The 22611-nt window shown below is 56.3% G+C and carries 14 protein-coding genes; 1 reads left to right on the top strand and 13 read right to left on the bottom strand.

Annotated features, from left to right (window positions below; translation table 11 throughout):
* Positions 1 to 133: 133 nt before the first annotated feature.
* The 3 genes from C5L13_RS00780 to C5L13_RS00770 all read right to left on the bottom strand — a co-directional run bounded on the left by C5L13_RS00780 (position 134) and on the right by C5L13_RS00770 (position 4690).
* Complete coding sequence (locus tag C5L13_RS00780; protein ID WP_105381367.1) at positions 134 to 1621, bottom strand: hypothetical protein; 1488 nt, start codon at positions 1619 to 1621, stop codon at positions 134 to 136.
* Positions 1622 to 1681: 60 nt separating this feature from the next.
* A complete protein-coding gene (locus C5L13_RS00775) occupies positions 1682 to 3991 on the bottom strand; it encodes an NACHT domain-containing protein (RefSeq protein ID WP_158693361.1) in 2310 nt (769 codons plus the stop codon).
* Positions 3992 to 4135: 144 nt separating this feature from the next.
* Positions 4136 to 4690: a recombinase family protein gene (locus tag C5L13_RS00770; protein ID WP_105381365.1), complete on the bottom strand. Its 555-nt coding sequence runs from the start codon at positions 4688 to 4690 to the stop codon at positions 4136 to 4138.
* A 260-nt stretch (positions 4691 to 4950) separates the two neighbouring features.
* Here C5L13_RS00770 and C5L13_RS00765 point away from each other — a divergent pair, with 260 nt between their 5' ends.
* Positions 4951 to 5799 (top strand): hypothetical protein, encoded by an 849-nt coding sequence (locus C5L13_RS00765; RefSeq protein ID WP_105381364.1) that lies wholly within the window; start codon positions 4951 to 4953, stop codon positions 5797 to 5799.
* A 103-nt stretch (positions 5800 to 5902) separates the two neighbouring features.
* Here the strand turns inward: C5L13_RS00765 and C5L13_RS00760 are convergent, their stop codons facing one another.
* From C5L13_RS00760 to C5L13_RS00710, 10 genes are all read right to left on the bottom strand, one after another.
* Positions 5903 to 7363 (bottom strand): HlyD family type I secretion periplasmic adaptor subunit, encoded by a 1461-nt coding sequence (locus tag C5L13_RS00760; protein ID WP_105381363.1) that lies wholly within the window; start codon positions 7361 to 7363, stop codon positions 5903 to 5905.
* Positions 7360 to 9558 (bottom strand): type I secretion system permease/ATPase, encoded by a 2199-nt coding sequence (locus C5L13_RS00755; protein ID WP_105381362.1) that lies wholly within the window; start codon positions 9556 to 9558, stop codon positions 7360 to 7362. Before C5L13_RS00755 ends, C5L13_RS00760 begins: the two co-directional genes overlap by 4 nt.
* Positions 9559 to 9666: 108 nt before the next feature.
* Positions 9667 to 18537: an adhesin gene (locus tag C5L13_RS00750; RefSeq protein WP_158693360.1), complete on the bottom strand. Its 8871-nt coding sequence runs from the start codon at positions 18535 to 18537 to the stop codon at positions 9667 to 9669.
* Positions 18538 to 18546: 9 nt separating this feature from the next.
* Positions 18547 to 19107 carry a hypothetical protein gene (locus C5L13_RS00740; protein ID WP_105381360.1) on the bottom strand — a complete coding sequence of 187 codons (561 nt, stop codon included), beginning with the start codon at positions 19105 to 19107 and terminating at the stop codon, positions 18547 to 18549.
* A 226-nt stretch (positions 19108 to 19333) separates the two neighbouring features.
* A complete protein-coding gene (locus tag C5L13_RS00735) occupies positions 19334 to 19969 on the bottom strand; it encodes a hypothetical protein (protein WP_105381359.1) in 636 nt (211 codons plus the stop codon).
* On the bottom strand, positions 19962 to 20315 hold the full coding sequence (locus C5L13_RS00730; protein WP_105381358.1) for a hypothetical protein: 354 nt from the start codon (positions 20313 to 20315) through the stop codon (positions 19962 to 19964). Before C5L13_RS00730 ends, C5L13_RS00735 begins: the two co-directional genes overlap by 8 nt.
* A 71-nt stretch (positions 20316 to 20386) precedes the next feature.
* Positions 20387 to 20905, bottom strand: a complete 519-nt coding sequence (locus C5L13_RS00725; RefSeq protein ID WP_158693384.1) for a DUF805 domain-containing protein — start codon at positions 20903 to 20905, stop codon at positions 20387 to 20389.
* Positions 20902 to 21384, bottom strand: a complete 483-nt coding sequence (locus C5L13_RS29660) for a hypothetical protein (RefSeq protein WP_455363817.1) — start codon at positions 21382 to 21384, stop codon at positions 20902 to 20904. The genes C5L13_RS00725 and C5L13_RS29660 overlap by 4 nt, the downstream gene beginning before the upstream one ends.
* Positions 21381 to 21776: a DUF3768 domain-containing protein gene (locus tag C5L13_RS00715; protein WP_245423197.1), complete on the bottom strand. Its 396-nt coding sequence runs from the start codon at positions 21774 to 21776 to the stop codon at positions 21381 to 21383. Before C5L13_RS00715 ends, C5L13_RS29660 begins: the two co-directional genes overlap by 4 nt.
* A gap of 6 nt (positions 21777 to 21782) precedes the next feature.
* Positions 21783 to 22583, bottom strand: coding sequence for a hypothetical protein (locus C5L13_RS00710; RefSeq protein WP_158693359.1), 801 nt, complete (start codon positions 22581 to 22583; stop codon positions 21783 to 21785).
* Between the last annotated feature and the right edge of the window lie 28 nt (positions 22584 to 22611).

Raw genomic sequence — 22611 nt, 5'->3', positions numbered from 1 at the left:
AGGGCCGGTTCGCGCACGCTAACGCCTTCAAAACAATACCTAATTCCTAACCCTCAAATCCGGCCACGAGCCTGCGCGTTTAGCTCTTCCTCGTGGTTTCCTCAATATGTTGACGGTCTACCTCTGTTGCAGTCTATTCCCAAAGCAATGGGTTATTAAGCACGCTCACTGGAGCAGCTGAGAACTCGCGCCACTTCAGGATGGACGGCGACAAACTCGATCTTGCAGCAAAATTACTGCGCGCCCTATCCATTATTTTGGAAACTTCCTCTATGGCGTTCTCATCGCGCCTTTGGATGAAACCCGACAGCAGCAATCCGACAGCTGGTAGAGACCAATGTGCATCGGCATCGTTATAAAGATCAGCGACCCCCGCGACATGTCTGTGTGATGACGCGGGATGCAGCAGATAAAGGAGCTTTGCCGCCGTCCTAACCGATCTACTTAATTCTGGAATCTCGCTAAACCGCCTCAATTCCTCCGAATCCGGAAGAAATCCATTGATTGCTTCTCCTGCCGTAAGTATTGCCGATCCTCTCTCAGTATCATTATAGTTTATAGCATCACTATGAAGAAAACTTACCCAATGGCAGACGAACGGCAGAAGTATCGCGTGCCTTGGCAGTTCAATAGGGAAGGGCCGCATGTCACTATAGAACGCCAAAATCGGCCCAAGCATCACATTTTCTTCAGTCAAATAATCAATAATTTTATCGAAAATGCGCTTATTACTTGAGTGGATAGGCTCGAGATAGTGCAAGAATATCGTACCGTTTTCACCTACCATAGCCGCAGCTTGTGCCGCAAATACGTCGATCTCCTTTTCGTTTTCAAGACTACCGAACAGCGATGGGTTTCCTAGGTTGTGCAATACAGTCTGCGGATACTTTTCGAAGATCGTTTTATATTTTTCGAGCGACAGCTGGGCTGAGCCTTCGATCCTGGCGAAACTGATGGAGCCAATGATATTTGACGTGTTGATGTCAGCGATGGCGAGCCTAGGTGAACCCGTGGAAACCTTGTCGATCGTTAAAAATCTTCGCAGAGGATCCGGAAGCAAATTTAGATCGTGTGGTGATCCTCCGAGAGCCTGAGTCAGATAACTTACATTGTCATCAGAAGGATCTCTCAAAAGGCGGAACACCCGATACATTGCTCCGAACGCACCCTTACCATTCTCGAACTCTTTCCAGTCTTTGTCGGACCAGCGGCGCCAGTTTAGGCTCTCCTTAGCGTGATAATATTCGACTATGACTGGGCCATCCGCTTCCACGCTGTCCGCCGATCCGGTGAATAAATCGTCATCATCGTCCAGCATGTCGATGACTTTGACGGCGATCGAAGGCCCTAGTTGTGACGAGAGCAGTTCCATCAGGTCATGACTATGGCGGAGCACTCTAAAGAGAACCTTGTGGTACCGGGCCGCTACTGAATGCCATTGTTCCGAGCTTAGTAACCTGAAGGCGATTGTTCCGACCCATTTGGGCAGACGCTTATTACGGCCATTATCGTCGTACGAGTCGGCAAAGGCGAAGGCAGCGGATATGAATTCTCCGGATTTCGTTTCAAGCAACTTATTTACGTGATCGACGCGCGGATCGTAGTCAGAAAGAAGTGTCACTAGCGTAGCCGCCGCGCCGACCGTTTCACTCTCTGCCTGCTCAGTTAGAGCTAGGATTAATCAATCAATCACCCAACTCTTAGAGTGAGGTGACGCGACGGCTGCGAGAAAATCCTCTGAGTCGTTCGCACTGATTAACGAGTCAATGCATTTGCCAAAAAGGCTCCGTATTCTCTTGTCATGCTCAAGAACCCCTTCTCGAAGGAGTCTAGCCGCTATGATGCCGCCTTTTGCCAACTTGCGGTAAAAAAGCCGGTCAGCAACAGCATCTCCCTCGTCTAGCTCGATCAGAAGCGACACTGCAACGGATAGCTCCGTTTTTCTGTTGTTCTCGACAAGTGCGCTTAAGATGAAGTGGACAACCTCACTCCAATGCGAATCCCCTGAAATCGTCCGCATGCGCTCAGAGAATCCATCTGAATTAGCGGAGTCATATATGTGCTCCGCAGCGAAGAACTCCTGAAGCGGTCGTATGTCAAACCGTACGGCCTCGCCTGACTCTGGAGTATTAACGAGTACAAGCCGTTCAGTTGCCGCCTCCATAAGGACTTCGACCGTTTCTTCGATATCTGCTTCCTGAAGCGAACTGACAACTTGACGAACTATCGACCTGAACTCGTCGCGCTTGAGGGAGGTAACGGCACCGCTTTTCGTTTCGGCGCGTGAATGGAGTTCAAACCCAAGGCGATTGTGGAGTGTCTTGATTAGCACATCGCCGGCCCTCAGCAGGGCAGCTAGCTTTCGATTTGGAAGATTTCGGTTTGCCTCCCTCTTCTTGATCACTTTATAGAACGTGTCAAAAAGCTGCCACTTTCGCTCCGGCGGCCGTCCGCCGTCTCTAACTACAACCGCCATAATGTGCGACTGAAGTGGCGTAGTCATGATTTCTTTAATGCTCTCGGAATGCAGTGCATCTTCTAGGATCGATATATAGTCGCGGCTCTCGCTGGTAGAACGACCTATTTTTAAGAGTGGCTCAGCGCAGCTGAGCGCTTCTCCCGGTTGAAGCTTAGCCAGTGTCACAGTGGCAGCATCGAGATTGTCGAACTGCCCTGAGTAACCCTGTGGACGCGACGTCGCTATGGCTGCGGCGTCACACCCACAGCCGATAAGCACGTCATCCACGAAATGTATGACTTCATTTGCTACAAGATCTTTGATGTCTCCGGGCACTTCATCCAAGCCGTCGAAAATGAAAAGCCATCGGCCCGCTGAAAAGGCTGTTTTTAACGTTCCTGCACGAACAGGTTGGCCTAGTTCGTTCTCCAATAAAAAGCAAAGATAGGGTAACATCCGTTTGCTGCCACTGGTTTCGCCTATCCACTGGGCGTAGTTCTTGAGTTCGACGTACACCGGCACGCGTGGTGCTATTGGCCACAGGTTCCCTGCTGTGGCGAACTTCTTTACATTCTCCGCCAGTACACGTTGTGCAGGCGTTACGACGAAACCCTCACTTTCAAGAATGTAGGCTGCTCTCTGGATCTGCGCGATGTACTGCGTGACAGTCGACTTGCCTTGCCCGGGACCACCCTTAATAAACCACATTCGCGAACGCTCAGGCTCATGTTGCCAACGTCTCCAGGCTTCACCATCGGGAATGTCTGCTCTTACAACATGCCGTTCTGCGAGTGTTTTTGCCAAGGCTATTGCGACATGCGCCTGCCTTTGTCGCCCAATAGAATGAAATGGCAAATCAGAGAAAAGCTCTTGAATGCCGGGCCGGTTGTCGGCGGTTGATCCGGCCTGCTCGAGCTTAGTGTACTGTTGCTGCACAAAGTCGCTTACTATCCAGTGCCGCAGGATTTCTTGCACACCAGCGCTCGAGCCGCTGAGTTGCCGATAGAGCTCGCTGATGAGATGTCCAGAGGTTAAGAATTGGGAATAGTGGTGCAGCACAGACTTGTGCAGGCTTAGAAGCGTCAGGATCTTTTCGCCGCCCCAAATATGAAATTTATCGACGAGCTGGGGTCTTACTGCGCGGATCAACTCTTTGGCTTTGTCAAAGGTACCGTGTTTTGCCGCTGCCGATGGGTCCACATTCGTTGCGAGTATCCAATTGTCCGGCCACTCCCTATTTGAAGCGGGATCGGAAAACGCGTCCAGCTCCTCCTGGATACGGTTTAGTAGCCATTTCTGGGGATTGCCCGACACTCCGGGCGCATGGAATTTTGATTGAATGTACCAAACACCGCTCCAGGCTTCCTCTGCGCTTGGATAGCTGCATCTTCCTTCAAAGTAACCGTCACGTCCCCCGTCGGCACCGGGACCAAACCCTGTGTGCCCCTTACCTAGGACCTCGGTCGCAAGCATGTTCACCATGTGTTCAAAGGTATTACTATCAAGTCTTGTCAGTTCGAATGACCGCGCCAAGGAAATATCCACTCTAAGTTGAGGAGGTGCGCGCACAATGAATTAAAAACTGATTCTAAACAACGAGATCACAACTTTTTTGCACATTTATAATGCAGCTACGAAGTTGAAGCAGAAGCTGGTTTCCTTTGCGTTGAAATTGGCTTAGAAAATCTTCGTTTTGGCAAGTACTCTGTAAATCTGCATACGGCTACAGTTCAAATTCCTGGCGATGTTGCCGGGTCTCATCCCTTTTTCGTGTAGTTTCCAAATCATATTGTAATCCAGCCGCTGCTTTCCTCCCTTGTAAGTCCCGGCTGCCTTGGCGCGTGCTATACCTTCGCCTTGACGTTCTTTGATAAACCGACGCTCCATCTGCGCGACCATGCCAAGCACGGTGAGGATAATATGCCCCAATTCTCCCCGGGTCGAAACATGAGGGTCGACGATTGTAACAAACGCGCCTCGCTGCTGGCACTCGTGCACGATGTTAAGCACGTCACGGGTGTCACGACCTAGCCGGTCAAGCCGGGTAACCACAAGCTCGTCATCTTGCCGCAAAAACTCAATAATGGTTGCCAGTTCGGTGCGACCCTCACGGCTTCCCCCCGACACTTTCTCCGAACGGATGATCTCGCAGCCCTCACGTCGAAGCCGGTCAAGTTGAACCTGTAAATCTTGATCGATGGTGCTGACGCGGGCGTAACCGATGCGGGCCATGTGTAACCTCAAGCTTTAAGCCCAAGGCTACCTTGTCACAAATAGGCACCGTCAACCCAGATGTTACGGGACGACGGGTAACAGGCTGCTTGTCACTTCGGGGTATACCCCGATGTGACCCGCATTAGTTGCTCAAGGGTTGAAGCAACCCACGAATCTACGCCGATCGATTTGCGCATCGCAATTCTCTCCTTGGTTGAGGATACCCTCGACAGTTGTGCGCGTTGTGGTAATCTTCGTTATTCTTGGGGGCGACAATAATGAAAAACATAGTCTTTTGCGGCTTTGCCATTTTGAATCTTACAGGATGTACGAGTCTCCCCCAAATGCCGGAGAGCGAGCCTGAAAGTATTGTGAAACTGGCTGATATCGTTGAATGCGAAATTCTAACGACTTTCGCCAACAATGCCAAAGCCAGCGGACTGAACTTTGATAGGTGGGGAGCAAGTTACACGATCACACAAAACGCGACAGAAACGGACGACGCGATAGCTAATCCTATTACTTGGTTATCCCCAGCCGGGGTGGACAAATTGTTATTTTCCGCCGACGCGAAATATGAACGCGAGGCATATCGCAACGGGAAAGTCGAATACAGTGTCTTCGTGACTGAGAAGAACTCTCGCGCCTGTGAGCGGGTCAGTGCATATAAGGACATCAAGGTCGAACCGCGTGATTTCAAGCTGAACGACTGGATCTCGCAGATTTCGCATTCAGGCAACTACGCGCAGATTAACAACTTCAGCTATGCAGTACGCGTGCAAGTGACGACAGGGGCGGGGATAGGTTCCGATTTTTCGGACAAGAAATGGACTGCGGCAGGCGGTCTATCTCGAACAAGAGTAAGCGTGAAAACCGTTGATTTCGCGTTCTCGCCAAAACCGACAAAGCCCGAGCCACTCGAAGTTATCGTCGTCGCTCCTATCCCTGAGAGAAAAGCAGCGCCTCCGGAAACTCAACGGATAGTGCCGCGGAATCGGAAAATTATTGTGCCGCCCGGCTCTGCACGCCCTGCGATTGTACCGCAGTCGATCATTCGAGAAAACCGCTCAATCACGCAGGGGCAGCAGCTAGACCGGGTATCCCCGAACGGGATATTGGACAGATAGCCCCAAAACGCTGGCGTTGAGAAGCTGGTGGCCAGACGGACTTCTACATTGTTGGAAGGCGAGCAACAAAAGGGTTTTGGGACCGCAGACCGGCCGCACCCCCTCAACGCTCACCCATAGCCGTCGAGGTTATCTCTGCCAGTGGCGAAAACAGATATTCAAGAATACGACGCTGACCGGTTTTGACCTCGATGGTTACCGTCATACCGGGTGCCAGCGGCACTATCTTGCCATTGACATTCAGCGCCGTCTCGCGAGGCTCGATGACGACGGGGTAGACGAGGTTCTGCACGCGCTGGACGTTCGTCACGGGCACGAGCGACTGCAGCGGTCCCGACGACATCTCCTCCAATTGACGAGCATCGGGCTCGGGAATGGCGTCAGTCGCGACCCGCGAGACTTCGCCGTGCAGGATACCGAAGCGCGTGAACGGGAACGCCTCGACTTTTATGACGGCCTCTTGGCCAGCCGCGACGAAACCGATGTCGCGGTTTGGGATAAAGGCTTCGATTTCCAGTTTCTGGTCGGCTGGCACAATCCGCATTAGCTCAGTGGCCGGTGACAGAACCTGCCCGACTGTGGTGATCGCCGATGCCTGGACCGTACCCGCCTCAGGACTTCTGATCGTCATGGCGGCAAGTTTGCGCTTTGCCTTGGCCAGTTCCTGCTTGACCTGATCGGCCTCGCGGAGCGCGTCGGAGAGCCGCAACATGTTTTCAGATGAGAAGATGCTAAATTGGCTCGCCGCTTCGGTCTTGATGACCTCCAAAGCGGAGGCCGCTTCCCGACGTTCTCCCCGGCGGGAAACAAGATCGCGCTCGCCTTCTAGCAGCGCCTCCTGGGCATCGATCATGATTGCTTTCGTTCCGGCTTCTGCCTCGACCAGACGGCTTCGCATCGCTACCCGTTCGGCAAGGGTGGAAACAAACACCTGCTGAGCGGCAATCGTGTTATCCAGGCTTTCAACCTGCGCCGCGGCCTTCTGGTACTGCGCGCTCAAGTTGGCAATCGTGTCGCTTAGCTTTCGAAGCTCCGTCTCATACAGAGACTGCTCCCGCTCGGCGATTGCCGCACCGATGAAGCCTGGAAAAACAGGTCGCGACCCTTCCAACCCAGAAGAAGACAAAGCATCGCCCGCAGCCCATGTTCGAATGGTCTCCCGCACGGCTTGCCTGCGGATGATCTCACCCGTGAGAGCCTGAAGACGCAGGTCGAGCGCCTGTTCTTCGGCTTTGGCCGTTGTCGGGTCGAGCTCAATTAAGATCTCGTCCTTGGTCACGAGAGTGCCATTGGAAGCCTTCGCGAAGACAATGCGTCCCGGCTCTTCCGATTGCACGATCTTGACGCGCCCAACCGGCTGGACCTTTCCCTGTGCCGTTGCGATGATATCGAATTTACCGAAATAGGCCCAAATCAGACTGAGGGCGGCAAACAAGCAGATTAGCCAGATCAATGCTGCCCTGACAGGTGAAGCGGGGGTCTCGAGAATCTCGATGGCGGCGGGCAGAAACTCGCTGTCGCCCCTATGGATTGGTTTTCTCTTCTGCGGCTGCTCGCGGGTCATGCCGGCGCTCCCGCCGCGACCGCGGCCATGCCGTTCTGCAACTGCCAGAGATGGGCATAGAGCCCGTCAGCACGTTGGATCAGTTCATCATGAGTGCCGACTTCGACGATCCGGCCTTCGGACATGCCGATGATGCGGTTACAGGCTCTGACGGTCGCCAAACGATGGGCAATGATGACCACTGTACGGCCCCGGACAATCTGGCGCATGTTCGCCAGTACGATCCGCTCGCTGTCGTAGTCAAGGGCACTGGTGGCCTCGTCGAGGATCAACAGTGGAGGGTTCGTGGACAATGCGCGTGCGATGGCAATCCGCTGCCGCTGCCCCCCTGAAAGATTGGCGCCGCGCTCCTCGATCATCGTGTCGTAGCCGCCGGGAAGCTTGGCAATGAACTCGTCGGCGCCGGAGAGCCGAGCCAGATTGATCACGGCCTCTCGCGACATTGCCGGGTTGGACAACGCGATATTGTCATGGATGCTGCGGTTGAAGAGCAGGTTTTCCTGCAGGACAACGCCGACATGCGACCGGAGCCAGCCGGGATCCACCTGCGCAATATCAAGTCCGTCGACGAAGACTTGGCCGGACGTCGGGATATAGAAGCGCTGCATCAATTTGGTCAGGGTCGATTTTCCCGAGCCGGAAGGGCCGACGATACCGATGACTTCGCCCGGCTGGATTTCAAGGTTGACCGTCTTCAGGATCTCCGGCCCATTCGGGGAATATCGGAAGCTGACATTCTTAAAGGAAATCGCTCCACGCGGCTTCGGCAGTGAAATCGGCTGTGAGGGTCGAGGCTCTGCCGGCGCGTTCAAAATATCGGCCAGCCGTGTCACCGATATCTGCACCTGCTGAAAATCCTGCCACAGCTGCGACAGACGCAGGATCGGTTGAGCGACCTGTCCAGCGATCATGTTGAAGGCCACCAATGCCCCGACGCTTAGCTCCCCGTTGATGACTGCTTGCGCGCCGAACAGGAGAAGTGCTGCACTGGTGATCTTGCTGACATACTGGATTGCGTTCTGACCCTTCGCTGCCAGCATAGTCGCAAGGAAGGAGGAGCGCACATAACCGGCCAGCCGCTCTTCCCATTGCGACGCCACCACGGGCTCGATTGCAGACGCCTTCAACGTCTGCATGCCGACCACGGATTCCACGAGAAGCTGCTGACTGAAGGCGCCTCGTTCGAACTTCTCATCGATCCGCTCACGGAGGAATGGGCGGATTAGGAACCCGATCGCCACGTAGAAAGGAATGGAGGCAATGACGATCCAGGCAAGCGTCGTTGAATAGGCGAAAAGAACCGCTATGAAAACGAAAGCGAAAATAGCGTCAAGGCCACTGAAGAGCCCTTGCCCGGTGAGGAACTCGCGGATGGTTTCCAGTTCGCGCATCCGTGCCACCGTCTGGCCGGCCGCCCGCGTCTCGAAATAGCTCAAGGGCAGGTTGAGCAGATGGCGGAACAGGCGACGTCCAAGCTCGACGTCGATCCGGCTGGTGGTATGTGAAAGTGCATAGGTCCTAAGATATTGCAGGACGACATCGAACAGGCCGACGACGACCAAGCCCAGAACAAGGACGGTCAGGGTCGAATAACTCCGATGCGCCAATACCTTGTCGACTACCACCTGGAAAAACATCGGCGTGATGAGCGCGAAGAGCTGGACGAACAGGCTTGCCAACAGCACATGGCCGAGCGAGCGGCGATAACGCCAGATCGAGGGCAGGAACCAGCGAAATCCGAAAGCGGCTGATGAGGCGCCGGGACCCAAAAGTTTGCGCTGAAGGAGGATAAAGCTGCCGCCCGTCTGGTCAAGAAGCCCAACAGTATCGACCTCGTTTGCCTCCATGGTCAGCGGGTCAACGATCCGAAACTCACCCGTGGATGTAACGCCGGCAAGAATTGCAAAGCCGCCCGTCTGCAAGCAAGCGATTGCTGGCGTCGGCAATCCGGAGAGACGTCCGGATGATACACGACTGACGTGGCGGGATTTTAGGCCAATCAAGCGCGACGCCCGGAGGATGTCGCCGGCTACCGCCGGTTCGGTAAGCGCCAGCTCCTTTGCCAGCACTTCCGGCTGAGCGGCAATGCGATAGAAACCTGCCACAAGGCAGAGCGCCGTTAGGCCCCTATCCTTCTCGGTTTTGGAAATGGGAAAGGTCTCGCCCGATTGCAGCGGGGCCGGCGCAGTGTCCATCAGAAAAAGTCAATCGCTCGCAGGTCGTTCGACGCTGGGGTTACTAATACGAATGACAGCCTGCCCCAGGAAGGGCAGGCTGTTTTTGGTGATCGAAGGTTCGCCCCGTTAGACGGGCGGCTGCGCTGAAACATGCCGATAGTTCAGCGTCACATCGCCTACGAGTGCGCTTGTCCCGTCTCCCTTGAGATAGGAGCTGGTCCCCGTGATCATCGATCCGTCGGCGAACTCGCGTGCACCGTCGGAAGACGGCACAAGACCAATCAACCGGATATCGGCCTCATCAAGCGTACGTAGCTCTCCCGCATCGGTGATGCCGTTTTGGTTGGCATCCTGCCAGATCCGGAATTCACTCCACCGTTCATCGCCGGCATCCAGAACGTTGTTATGGTTGGTGTCGAATACGAGGCGCAGTGCTTCAAGGTCGGTAATCGCCTGTTGCTCGTCTGCCAGCTCACCGGGCGTTTTCCACATCGTGAAAGCCAGTTCCCTCGCCTGATTGATCACCCCATCCGGCCCCGCGCCTCCATCGGCGGCAAGGTCGATCGTCAGCCAGCCGTCCGACGGTCCCACCCAAGCGGTGCCGTCGGCGACCCCGTCACCATCCAGATCGAAACGAGGTCCATCCCCTGCTTCGAACTCGGCGGGAGAGAACATACGAAGGTCAATGTGTTGATCGCCGTTAAGGTCCAGCGCAACCGGCCGAGCCCACGACGCTCCGTACCGGTTGTTGACATATTCAGGGTAGCTAGCCAAAACCTCTCGATTATCTCCGCTGATGATGTCCCGCAATTTTTCTTTGATAAACCGTTTTGGATCAAGCTGTGCGCCCTCAGAACTTGGAGCAGTTGCTAAAGCGTATTGCGCAAACTGCCGCATTTCGGCAATACGGGCCAACTGTAAGTCTGCAAACGCCGGCTCCGATATTCCCGCCAAATCTGCCTGTCGCCGTGCGTCGAAAACCTTGTAGGATGCATAAGGCAGACGACCTTCAGCGTGGCCATTTTCCTTCCAGTGTAGGAATGGGTTTAAGCCAGCATTCTTGATGTCGGGATTCTGGTTCAGATAGTAGGTTGGGTCGAACCAAGCGTTGGGCTTCCGACCCTCCTTCCAGCCATACTGATTGAAATGTTCGATTGGCGGAGCATGCCAATTCGCCGCCAAGTCTGGGTTTTGCGCGAGATAGTAGTTTGGATCGAATGTGGCTACTTGCTTGGCGGTTGGTCCTCCGCTCCGAACTTCTTCTATGGTGCCGTTGTCGAGGACTTTGTATTGGGCTGTTACTTTTCCGGATGCGTCCACCCATTGCTCTATATGAGACCAAGGCTGGGCACTGTTGGGATCCCAATGTTTCCGATGAGTGGAATTGTCCGCAAAATACGCAAACGATGTCAGCACCGCTCCCGCGGCATTCTTGGTCTCGACGTGCTTAGACCATGGCTGCGTATTGGAAACGTCATAGGTGATTTTTTCGGTGTTGCCAGTATCATACCGGTTGAACTGCCATTCCATGGCGCCGGCGCTGTTATACCGCTGCTCAATACTTGACCAGTCTTTCGCGTCAGGGACGTCCCAATGGTAGACGTTACGGCTGCCATCGTCATTATAGTTCGTCTGCTGCAACCTGTTCCCTGCAGCGTCCAGATATCGGTCGTAATGATGCCACCCAGCAGCGTTGGTGACGTCGTAGTCGGTCCTGTTCTGGGTGCCGTTGTCGTTCAGTTGGTAGAAGCTGTAGAGCCTATTGGACGAGTCAAACAACTGCTCTTGGCGCGACCACGTTTGGGCGTTCGTGACGTCATAGAGGAAGGTGTGGCGAACACCATCATCATTGAAGTTGGTCTGGCTCAGGATATTTCCGGCAGCATCCTTGTACCGCTCGTACCTGATCCAGGTTTGATTACTGTCGACGTCGTAGTTGACGGTATTGTGGGTGCCGTCATCATTTGTTTGGTCGACGAAATAGAGCTTTCCTGCTGAGTTGTAGCGCTGGGCATATGTGGACCACGTTTTCACGTCAGTCGGATCGTAGGTGTATTGATATTTTACGCCGTCGTCATAGAGGTTTACCTGCGCTGTAAGCTGCCCAGCGGTGTTATAGTTCTTTGTGATTTGGGACCACGTGTCCGCGTCAGCGACGTCAAAGTCCACGCTGCTTGTCAGCTGGTTGGCTGAATTGAAGTATCTGACCTTCTGCTGAGCGCCGGTTGAGACATAGAACGTGATCTCCGTTCTCGTGCCATTGTCGTTGTACTGGTTTTCCACGGTCTTCCGACCAGCGGAATCGAATTGTTGCTCGACCCGCGTCCAACCCTGCGCTCCTGCCGCATCGTAGATGGTAGCGCTCGTTTGCACCCCTGCACTGGTGCGACGAATGATGTTCAGGACCGTGCCCGCGGCGTTGAAGCTGGTCGTAACCGTGCTTCCATCCACTGCGGTCTCAACCTGTGCCGTCTTGCGGCCGGCCGTGTCATAGTTGATCTGGGTCTTGGTGCCGTTGTCGTTGACATAGAGCTCGGCGGTAACCCTGCCGGCCGTGTCATAGTTCCGGGTGACCTGTGACCAGCCAGCGGTGTTGGTGACGTCGAAATCAACCACGCTCGTGAGGTTGCCGGCGGAATTGAAGTACCGGATTTTCTGCTGTGCGCCGGTTGCGACATAGAAGGTCAATTCTGCTCGGGTGCCGTCGTCACCATATTGGGTCTCCGACGACTTCTTGCCGGCAGCGTCGAATACCTGTTCGACCCTCGACCAGCCCTTCGTGTTGAGCGGATCGTAGAGCGTGGCAGTCGTCGGCAACCCGGCCTTGTTGAAGCGGGTGACCGTCAGGATCTGCGCGCTTGCGGCATCGTAAGTGGTGGTGACCGAAGTACCGTCGGCTGCGACCTCGGTCTGTGCGGTCCTGCGTCCTTGACCATCGGAGGTGACGCGGGTTGTCAACGAGCCAAGCGAATTGACCTTGTCGACGACCGTCTGGGTCAGGGCGCCGCTGGTATTGAAGTCAGACTTGGTCAGCGTCACCGAGCCGTCGGCATGGGTCACGGCAGTTTCGGTATGGTCAAAGGTTCCGTTGTTGTCGGTGTCCTTTGACAGCTTGGTGATCAATCCGTCGGCGCTGGTGTAGATTGTACCCCGCGCTTTGACTGCCCCACCCGCAACCGTCTCAGTGATGGTCGTAACAGCCGAACCATCGATCTGTACGACCTTCTGCATCGTCGTTTCGAAGATGCCGTCGCCGTCGTAGTCATATTTGAGAGTCGTGGTCCTGCCATCGAGTGACGTCGCCGTCTCGGTCTTCGCCGCAACTGCCTGCTTCCAATAAACTCCACCTTGGCTCAGGTATTTGACGTCGCGTGCCGTCACGTTGTTGGTGACGACCGAAACCTTGGCGCCGGTCGAGTCGGTCGTGGTCGTTTCGACGTGGTCTACGGTGCCGTCGCCGTTGACATCCTTCGATGTCGTCGCAATTCGGCCGTCTGCCGACAATCGTGAAGTTGTGGTGGCAGACAGCGTTCCGGTCTGGAGGTCGGTATCGGTCGCGACGGTTGTCCGGCTGCCGTCTGCATTCTGGGAGTCATCGATGACGCGCCGCCGGTCGGCGCTGCCGTTTCCGTCGAAGTCCCACGTGATGGTGGTCTTTCGCCCGTCGGCAGAAACGGTGCGCGTAAAGCTGTCGCGGACTGTCCCATCGCTCTTCAGATCGGTTGTAACCGCCGTCAGGATGCCGGCATCGCTGGTGATCGTCTGCTGGCGCTGGTCAACGATGCCGTCGCCATTTGCGTCTCGTTCAAGGGTAACCGTCAGCTTGTCCGCGCTGGTGGCTGCCGTTGTCTTGTCGATAAGGCCCCCACTCGAATTCAAGCGGGTAAATGTCTCGCGGGTTGCCCCATCCGCAAGCACTTCAAGCTTTGCCGTGCGGCTCTGGTTGGTGAAGCCCGGACGCTCCTCCGCCGTTGAAATGACCCTGCCAGTGACATCGGTGGTCGTGACAGCCTTCGAGATCAACGTGCCGTCTGACCTCATATTGGTGATCGTCCGCGTGGTGGTGCCGTCCGCATTGATCGTCGTCACATCCGTCGCGGTCTGGCTGTAGGTGCCCGAACCCGACGCATCCCATTTCTCGGTAACGGAGAGACCGTTTGCACTCGTGGTGATCGAGTAGCGGCTGGCAAGCGAAGCGCCGGTGTAGGTGCTGATTGTCCGGGTGCGGGAACCGTCGGCATCCAATGTGGTGATATCGGTCTGGCTCTTGTCGAACGATCCAGAACCCGAAGTATCCCACTTGGTGGATACGGTAAGCCCATCATCGGAAATGTCGACGACCGTGGTTGACTTGAGTGTAAGCCCGCTTGCGCCGGCGACGAACTCCTGTGTCGTCGTGGTCTTGCCGCCATCGGCATTCAAAACCGTGACGCTGGTGATCCTTTTGTCGATCGTTCCGTTGCCATCGGTGTCGAAGTCGGCTGTACGACGCAATCCATCTGCGCTGGTCGTGATGGCTTTGGAGTCCTTGGCCGCGCCGCTTGACGCCAGATCGGTCAGAACCAGTTCGACCGACCCATCGGCTTTCTTTGTCGAGATCGAGCGCTGATCCACCGTGCCGTTGCCGTCGACATCGAGTGTGACGGTGGTCGTCAATCCATGGGCCGCGATCGTCGTAATCTGCTTGCTTTCGAGCGATCCGTCTGCCTTGAAGTAGGACAGTGTCTCGGTCAGTCCGCCGTCGGGCTTACGAATGGTGACGTCGCTCGACGAACGGACAGTCGCGCCGCTCCCATCGGTCCATGTCGTGGTCTTGGTCAGGCCATCGGCACTGACTCGGGTCAAGATTCGAGACGTGAGCGTGTTACCGGCGCCGAATTTCGAGACGGTGCGGGTCTGCCCGCCATTGCTGTCGATGGTGGTCGTATCCGTTACCACCAGATCGAAGACACCGTTGCCGTCGAGGTCGGAACTCGATGTTTTGGAGAGTCCATTCGCCGCTGAGCTGACGACCGACCGGCTGTCGAGAGTACCGTTGGCCTTGTAGGCCTCGACCGTGTCCGTCGACACGCCGCCAGAGCTGACGGAAATCGTCTCGCGGACGTCGATAGACCCGTTTCCATCGAGGTCAATCGCTTTGGCGGCGGATCTGCCATCGGCGCTGACATCGGTCGTCACGCTCGAAATCAAGGCGTTATTGCCCGCTTTGACAACCGCAGTGGTCTGAGTGGAGCCATTGGCGTTGAGCGTCTTGGTTGAGGTGGAACGTCTGTCGATCGTACCGTTCCCATCGGCATCGACCTCGGTCTGAGCCAACAAGCCGCTTGCGCTGACGGTGGTGACGCTACGACCGGTCAGTGTCGTCCCGATGTTGTTCGACACCGTCTTGGTGACTGAACCATCGGCATTGAGCGTGGATTGCTGCAGGTTGCTGACGTCGATGATGCCGTCGCCATTCAGGTCATCGCTCGTCGTGACGGACAACCCATTGCCACTGGTGACGATGCTGCGCCTGTTGAGGAGGTTTCCGTTTCCGGCGGCTACCGACACGGTCTGGGTGCGACTGCCATCGCTACCGATCAAAGTCTGGTCCGTGGCAACGCGGTCGTTGCTTCCGTCGCCGGTCGAATCGACCGACGACGTGGTGGTCAGTCCATCGGCGCTGACGCTGGTCGCACCCGTCGCTAGGACAGTACCATTGGCGGCGTAGCTGGTGTTCGAAACGTCTATCCGGCCGTCGACGCGAACGGAGCGAACTTGGACGCCGTCGGCATTGCCGTCGCCGTCGGCATCGGTCGTCACAGTGGTCGTCTTGCGATCCGCGCTGACGACCGTCATGACCTCACCCTTGAGGGTGCCGTCGGCGCTGCGAACGGTTACGGTCTCGGTCCGCGTTCCATCGGCGCCAAGGGAGATAATGTTGCTCGCCGTGTGGTCGAAAGTGCCGTCACCATCGAGGTCGGATTGAACCGTCTGGCTGAGGCTGTCGGCGCTCGTTGTGGTGACGGTTTTACCGAGCACTGCGCCGCTGGCGCTGGTGATCGTGGCCGTTTCCATTCGCCCGCCGTCTGCGAGGGCGGCAACTACGGTGGAGAGCGTTCGATCGTCGGTGCCGTTGCCATCCATGTCGCTACGGGTCGTCTTCGAGAGACCGTCGGCTGAAGATACAGCAACGCTTTGGCTGACAAGCGAACCATCGGCGTTGAGCGCGCGGACCGTGGTGGTCGTCACCCCGTCAGCGCCAATGACTGTATCTGAGATGACATCGCTGGCACCGTCGCCATTCGTATCGGCCGCAATCGTGGTTGTCTTACGGTCGCCGCTCGTCGTCGTGACCGACTTAGAAAGCAGGGTGCCGTCAGCGCTGGTCGTCTGCACCGTCTGCGTCATAGCCCCATCACCCGCGATGATTTTTACGTCGCTCGCGATCCGGTCGGCGACGCCGTCGCCAGTGATGTCGGACGATACGGTCTTCGATAGACCGCTCGCGCTGGTCACCGATGTAGACTTACCGCGGAGCGTGCCGTCGCCGTTGAAGACCGACGACTGAGCCGTGATATCTCCCGAAGTCGAAACAACTGTTTCTGTCACCGTGCGGGTGTCGATGCTGCCGTTGCCGTCAGCATCCCCGGAAACCGTCTTGGTCTTGTTGTCGGCAGAGGTCAGAGAGGTGGTTTGGGAAAGGCGGGTTCCATCCGTCGCGAGTTGCGTCACCGTCCTGGTTCGGCTTCCATCGGCGGCAACGACGGTCGTCTCCGCAATCACGAGGTCGTTGGTGCCGTCCCCGTTGACGTCTATGGTGCTCGTTTTGCTCAATCCGTCAGCGGCGGCGTCGATGACCACGCTGCTGAGAACCGTGCCGGCAGAACTCAAGCGCTCAGTCGTCGTCGTTGTGGAGCCGTTGACCTGCCTGACGAACGTCTGGCGCTCGTCGGCTGCCCCATCGCCATCCTGATCGATCGTTGTCGCGATGGCCGAGAGGTGGGCGCTGGTCGTGGTGGTCGTGCGGTCACGTAGCGAGCCATCGGCATTGAAGTTCGAAACTGTTTTGACGCGTGCCCCAGCACCATCGACGGAGACTACGTTCCACTGCGATCGGTCGATGGTTCCGTTTCCGTCGTCGTCGAACTGCGTGTGGGTGGTGTTTCCGTCGGAACTCGTGGTGACGAGGTTGCGGAAGGCAAGGCTGCCGTACTCGTTGTAGCCGAGGATGGTGTTCGTGGTCGACCCGTCGGCACTGGGCGTGCTCGACTGACGGATAATGTAATCTTCGCCATCGACAGCAAGGACAGCGTCGCCGACCGTCCCCGTGGTTCCATCGGCGCGGGTGAATGTAGCCGTTCCCGTGATTGCGGAGCCGTCCGTGAAACTCTGTCCGCTGCCCGTGGCCGTCAGGTCAATTGATACGATGCCGAGGCTATCTAGCGACACTAGCTGGCCATCGACTTCGACTTTGAACTCCGACCAGCGCGCATCGCCGCTATCGAGCTTGCCATTGCCGTTGGTGTCGAAGACGTTCTTGATTGCCTCAAGGTCGCTGTTGGCCGAAGAATCCCACTCCGTAAAAACGAATTCGTTGGAGCGGCTGATCTTGCCATCGCCATCTGCGTCCAGCACCAGAACGCCCGTGCCTTTTCCGGCCCAAGCTGTCCGGCGTTCGTGGCCGTCGCCTTTCCGATCTAGGAATTTGTGGGAAGAAGAAAGCTCATCGACACTCAAGCCCTCGCCTGAGATGTCAAGAAGAACAGGCACCCATCCGACCCCAGTCGTGCCAGAACCGTCGCCGCCGATGCCCCCGCTGCCCCAACCCATGTCGCTTGCGGCGCTGCCCCTGTCGCCTTCATCGGGGCCGTTCCAGTCACTGAAACCACCGCCACCGGAACCCCCACTGCCCCAGCCCATGTCGCTTGCAGCGCGGCCCCTGTCGCCTTCATCGGGGCTGTTCCAGTCACTGAAACCACCACCACCAGACCCACCTCCGCCTCGTGACGATCCACCGCCACCGGTCGATGAGCCGGAACCGCCTCTCGACGATCCCCCTCCGGAGCCGCCGGAGTCGCCCGAGCCGAAACCGCCGTAGTAGTCTCCATTGCCGCCGTAGCCATCGCCTCCGCCGCCTCCGTTGCCTCCCCAGCCGAAAAATCCGCCTGAGCCCCAATAGTGCCCGCCGACCCCAGCCTGCGGATCGACGTTGGGTCTGGGGTCAGCGACAGGATCAGATGGCGGAGCCATAGGATCTAGCGGAGTTGGAACAATCGGATCGAGCGTCGGAGACGGCGTCGTCTGCGTGATCGTGGGAGTCGGCTCAAAGTTATATGGGTCCGAAAGCGGGAGATCGCCGAGATCGGTGACGGGCGAAGTGGGCGAGATTTCTGGTTCCGTAGGTGAGCTCGGCCGATCGTGTGCGTTGAGTTCTGCCGGGGTGTCATACCCGGTGGCCGGCCCCGTGTAACCGCTGAAATTATAACTCAATGGACTGAAAGGGTCGAACTGCGTATAGGGGTCCCGCTCGAGTTCTGGACGAGTAGTCGAAGGATCGAATCCTTCATGTACCCAAGGAAAATTGTTTGAATCTCGATTCATATCGAACGGAGTGTGGTGTGGATCGATTGCGGCATCGAAAAGTGATTGGGCGATTGATCCCCCAGCTCTTCCGCCGACCAAGGCTCCGCCCAGCATAGCAGCCCACCCGACTGGCCCCGATGCAGTACCGACCATGGAACCCAGCACGAATGTCCCGAACGCAGCTCCACTTAACGAGCCACCGAACCCAACAACTTCTCTGGCAGCGCCAGCAGGTGTTGCTCGTGCCGCAGCCAGCCCGGCTGTGACAAGTGAACCCATCCCTAGCCCTACGACGCCCATGACCCGGGAGTAACGTGCAAAATCATCTGGGGAAAGGCTGAATCGCGCGAACGCCTCGTTCAGGGAATTCACAATATCTGCAGTATTGTTTATATAATCGCTCGCGCGATCAATGGTTTCATCTCGATTCATAACAACCCCTCACTGCATTTTTACCCGGATCAACGAAATAATCTTGGCCAAAGACTCGCCGAGGCAGGCATAAAACCCACCTATAATAATTATATTGTGGAAGATGTTTGATTGCACTGAGGCCTCAAAACTCAGGGAGTATCTCGAATACTCCTCACTAAAAGGTTTGAAGGCTACAAATATTATAGGGATCAACGCCAAGGCGCATATGGTCAGAACGTCTTTCGAGACATATCTGTGGCGCCTCGCTACGAATTCGAAGATAAGCCGCCCAACAAGCCACAAGAGATATAAAAGACTGGTAACTGCGCCGGAATTCAAAAATAGTAGCGCATCGTGTTTCGCTATGTGATTTTCTGCAAGCTGGTCAACGAAAAAGTAGTTTGGAGGCCACAGCCAAAACGTCGGCTTGTATCCGAGTATGAATGTCAGATCGAAATGTATATTGGACAAAAAGAGCCACATAACAGCGCTTACTGCACCAACAGCAACCGCTGAAAAGAACGATATGCCAGTTGTTCGTTGTTCGAACGCTATTGCTTCAGATGGCTGAAAATCATGTATTTTCATAGAAACAATTCAATTCCATTTCTTTATCCCAGCTCAAGGTAGATAATTCCATGACCCTACGTCGGAGCAAATTGCACGACCGAAATCTCTACCAGTGCGAGCATTAACGCGACTCAGAGTTAGATTTCAAGGGGCGCAATGAATGGTTGCGAAAGAATGTTGATGCGCCAATAATGATGCCGAACTGACGACGGGTTCTTGAGGCTCAACTTAGCAATCCGGTGGGCTATTCGGCGAACGGAGACGTCTTGCCATCGGGCGTTTGACGGCCGGAATAGAAGTCACCGCCTTTGCTTCGCAGCTCGCCAATGCATTTCCGAAACGCCGCATTCAGCTGATATGCCTCCAATTGATCCATTGCGGGGATAAACCACTCTGGCTCGCTGCCGGCAAACTTGACGCGCATGTTGATGCCCGTGCGGCGTGAATCCAGCATGTAGGACAACGCGACTTCAAAAGCGAAGGACTTATCTTTTCCGACAATTTTCGGATCGATCGACGCCGTCAGGTAGCTCGCGCTGGTTGCTTCCAGCTCGAATCCCAAAGGGCCTGCGACGGTCACGAGATCGACTTTCGTCTTTTTCCCAACCGGAAGCTCCCAACCTGTTGAATAGATCTGCAGCCATGGCTCGACATAATCCGCACTGGTCAGCACATACATGACGTTCAAACCCTTCTGGGGCCATGTGCGTGTACCGAACAGGCAGTGCGGCTTTTCCTCAGGATCGGCATCTTCACCTTCGGGCAGCACCTGCCAGACACCCCAAACATCGCCCATAAAATACTGCGTTTGTCCGCTCGTCGCCGGCAGGGCACTCATGGTCAGCAGAACGGTACCTGCCAGTATAAAACCCCTAGCCATTACCTTGCTCCACCTTGGCTTTGCGGGCTGATCGCCAAATGAAGAATGAACCAACGGCGAAAGCCAGTGCCACAAACGCCCACAGTGTGAGATCGGCAAAGCTTCCTGCCGCGCTGGCGGCAAAGCCCAAGAGAGCGGCAACGGCGAACACGATCATAGCCACGGCAGGCAATCCGAACGAAAACGCTCCGCCGACAAAAAACAGGAAGCCGACCAGAATGCCGACTGCTCCGGCATCACTGGTCGCCTGATCTCCCAGCATGTGTGAAGCGGTGCGGACCGTGCAGGACTGCAGCAGCACCAGCAGGCCCAAAAATAGCGAAATGATCCCAATTGCGATTTTCATGTTTACCCCCTAATGCCCGGCATAACCAAGGTGGGGAACGTACCGCCGAGCGAGGCACGCCCCTCCAACTGTCAGCGAGCAGTACCGCCCAGAATGTCGGCCTTCATTCGCTGAAATTCGTCTTCATCGATCGCGCCTGTAGCGCGCAGAGAGGCAAGTTTCTCGATGCGCTCGACGTTTGATGCGGCGGCGGGGCGAGAAGCCGCTGTCTGGCCAACCTCGGGCGAATGCGGGGCGGTCGCCGTGGCGCGGTCGAAGCGATTGGGGCCCGGGGTGGGGGCCAAGCAGCCGAACACGATGAAGGCGATAACACCAAGTCCTGGCAGCAGGCAAAGCAGCACCAGCCAGCCGCTCAGGTTGGCATCGTGCAGACGGCGAACGATGATGGCGAGCGATGGGATGTAGTGGCCGATGACGATCAAGGCGGAAACCAGCGGCTGCGGTTCGCCGCCTCCGCTGATCGCGATGTCAATGATAAATCCGACGATGGCCAGCACCAGCAGTGTCAGGTGATAGATCCAAAATTGCGAGCGCGACGACCTACCGGAGAAGGTGAAATAGCGGCGCATGGCATCGAGGTAGGCACTCATGAAGCTTCTTTCTGTGTTGTGGGTTGGATCGCCGGACAGCGCGCCGCCGACACGGTGCGCGGTTTTGATCTGATAAATATGTTGGATATATCCGATGGATAAAACAACCACAAGATGGTGGCGATGCGGGTATGAAAGTACGCGCCCGCGTTGCCTGGAACCTTCGTGTGTTGAGAACCGCTCGGCAGATCACCCAAGAGAATCTTGCGGTTGATGCCGACGTTGACCGCACGACCATCAGCGGCCTTGAACGCGGCGATTTCAACGCCTCGCTGGATGTTGTCGAACGGATTGCCGAAGCCTTGGGCGTTGATGTTCTCAACTTTTTCCAGATGCCCGCCGCCGGTGCCGGCGAGCCAGCGCCGCTTAAGCCGGGCAGGAAAAGCAGGGTTGGCGCCCGCGAAGCGTCGGGCAGAAAAAAAGCCGCGGAGTGAGCGCGGCTTTATGGTTTGGTTCTTGGTGCGACGCGGCAGGATCAATACTCGTCCTCCCGCATGATCGTCATGACGCGGGCGGTGACGGTGGCGTCAGCCGGGTCCGGCGATTGGAACCGAAAGTCCAGGTCGTAGCAGTCGATTTTCCAGAAGTAGTCTTGCTCCCCGACAACCACCCGGCCGAAATCGTGCTCGCCATAGGGGTCGTTGCCAGCATTGAAGTCATCAAACGTCTGAACCGCCTGCAGCAGCTTAATCCGGTCGCCTTCATCGAGAGCTTGAACGCCACTGGTGAGCAGCACGCGGCCACCGCTGAAGGATGTCCGCAGCTCGTCGTTCAGGTCGCGGACCCTGCTGTCGCTGCGGTTCATGTTCGACAGGGCTCCCAGACTGTTCGAGGTCACGTGAGCCATCGGCAATATGGTTATGGTCCCCATGGTGCCTCACGCCGCCACGTAGTTGGGATGCAGCAGGGCGATCTCAGCGAAGGCGCGGGTGAAGGTCGGCAGTTCGGGCCAGCCGCGCCAGCGAAGCCGGAACCGATCATCGCCGGCGGCTTCGAGCACAAGGGCCTCGTACCATCCGTCCTCTGGATCGTCCGTGGCGAGCACAAGATCCCCTACTGCGAGCTTAGACCAGTCCTCCGGCTGCCGAGGCGGAATTTCGCCTTTGCTCACCTTGGCATATCCCTCAGCCGATGCCGCCTGAACAGCCTCCACACGGGCTGCCGCTGTGGTCAGGTAATCGTCGTCAAGATACTTCGCCAACTGCTCATAGACTGTCCGCTTGACGAACGGCACGAACGCCTTGCCGCTCTCGAACAGCTTACCACGCGGCAACTTGGCGGCGATGGAGGCGAGCTCTTCCGAGGTAATGTCAATCAACGCCATATTCATGAGGTCGGCCGCAACGGCGGCGGCATCGCCGTCCTCTTCTGCGAACCATGACGCATGTGGCTTCGCCTGATCGTCCAACCCGACCATGATAAACTTCGGCGGTTCCGGCGCAAGAGTTGCCTCGGGTTGCGGTTTGGCGACGGCCTTGGTCGGCGATTGGCCTCCTTGAATTGAAATGTATGGCAACGTGATTTGCGCACGGCTTTGATTGCTGCTGGAAGGCATCTGCATCGGGTGGCTCCTTAAACGAAAAAGAGCGCCGTTTCGGCGCTCAAGGTAAACAATTTTCGAGTAGCTCGGCACGATAAATCGCTTTAAGCGAACATCGAAAATGAAGTCATTATACATATTTCCGCATATTTGTCAATATCTTAGC

The sequence above is a fragment of the Neorhizobium alkalisoli genome, from assembly GCF_002968635.1.
Classification (GTDB): Bacteria; Pseudomonadota; Alphaproteobacteria; order Rhizobiales; family Rhizobiaceae; genus Neorhizobium; species Neorhizobium alkalisoli.
The sequence above is the reverse complement of the archived record's forward strand: the minus strand, read 5'-3'. Positions and strand labels throughout refer to the sequence as shown.

What these genes read in the sequence shown, in the direction of transcription:
- C5L13_RS00770 (WP_105381365.1), bottom strand. Translation starts at nt 4,690, where the DNA reads ATGGCCCGCATCGGTTACGCCCGCGTCAGCACCATCGATCAAGATTTA.
- C5L13_RS00765 (WP_105381364.1), top strand. Translation starts at nt 4,951, where the DNA reads ATGAAAAACATAGTCTTTTGCGGCTTTGCCATTTTGAATCTTACAGGA.
- C5L13_RS00760 (WP_105381363.1), bottom strand. Translation starts at nt 7,363, where the DNA reads ATGACCCGCGAGCAGCCGCAGAAGAGAAAACCAATCCATAGGGGCGAC.
- C5L13_RS00755 (WP_105381362.1), bottom strand. Translation starts at nt 9,558, where the DNA reads ATGGACACTGCGCCGGCCCCGCTGCAATCGGGCGAGACCTTTCCCATT.
- C5L13_RS00750 (WP_158693360.1), bottom strand. Translation starts at nt 18,537, where the DNA reads ATGAATCGAGATGAAACCATTGATCGCGCGAGCGATTATATAAACAAT.
- C5L13_RS00740 (WP_105381360.1), bottom strand. Translation starts at nt 19,107, where the DNA reads ATGAAAATACATGATTTTCAGCCATCTGAAGCAATAGCGTTCGAACAA.
- C5L13_RS00735 (WP_105381359.1), bottom strand. Translation starts at nt 19,969, where the DNA reads ATGGCTAGGGGTTTTATACTGGCAGGTACCGTTCTGCTGACCATGAGT.
- C5L13_RS00730 (WP_105381358.1), bottom strand. Translation starts at nt 20,315, where the DNA reads ATGAAAATCGCAATTGGGATCATTTCGCTATTTTTGGGCCTGCTGGTG.
- C5L13_RS00725 (WP_158693384.1), bottom strand. Translation starts at nt 20,905, where the DNA reads ATGAGTGCCTACCTCGATGCCATGCGCCGCTATTTCACCTTCTCCGGT.
- C5L13_RS00715 (WP_245423197.1), bottom strand. Translation starts at nt 21,776, where the DNA reads ATGGGGACCATAACCATATTGCCGATGGCTCACGTGACCTCGAACAGT.
- C5L13_RS00710 (WP_158693359.1), bottom strand. Translation starts at nt 22,583, where the DNA reads ATGTATAATGACTTCATTTTCGATGTTCGCTTAAAGCGATTTATCGTG.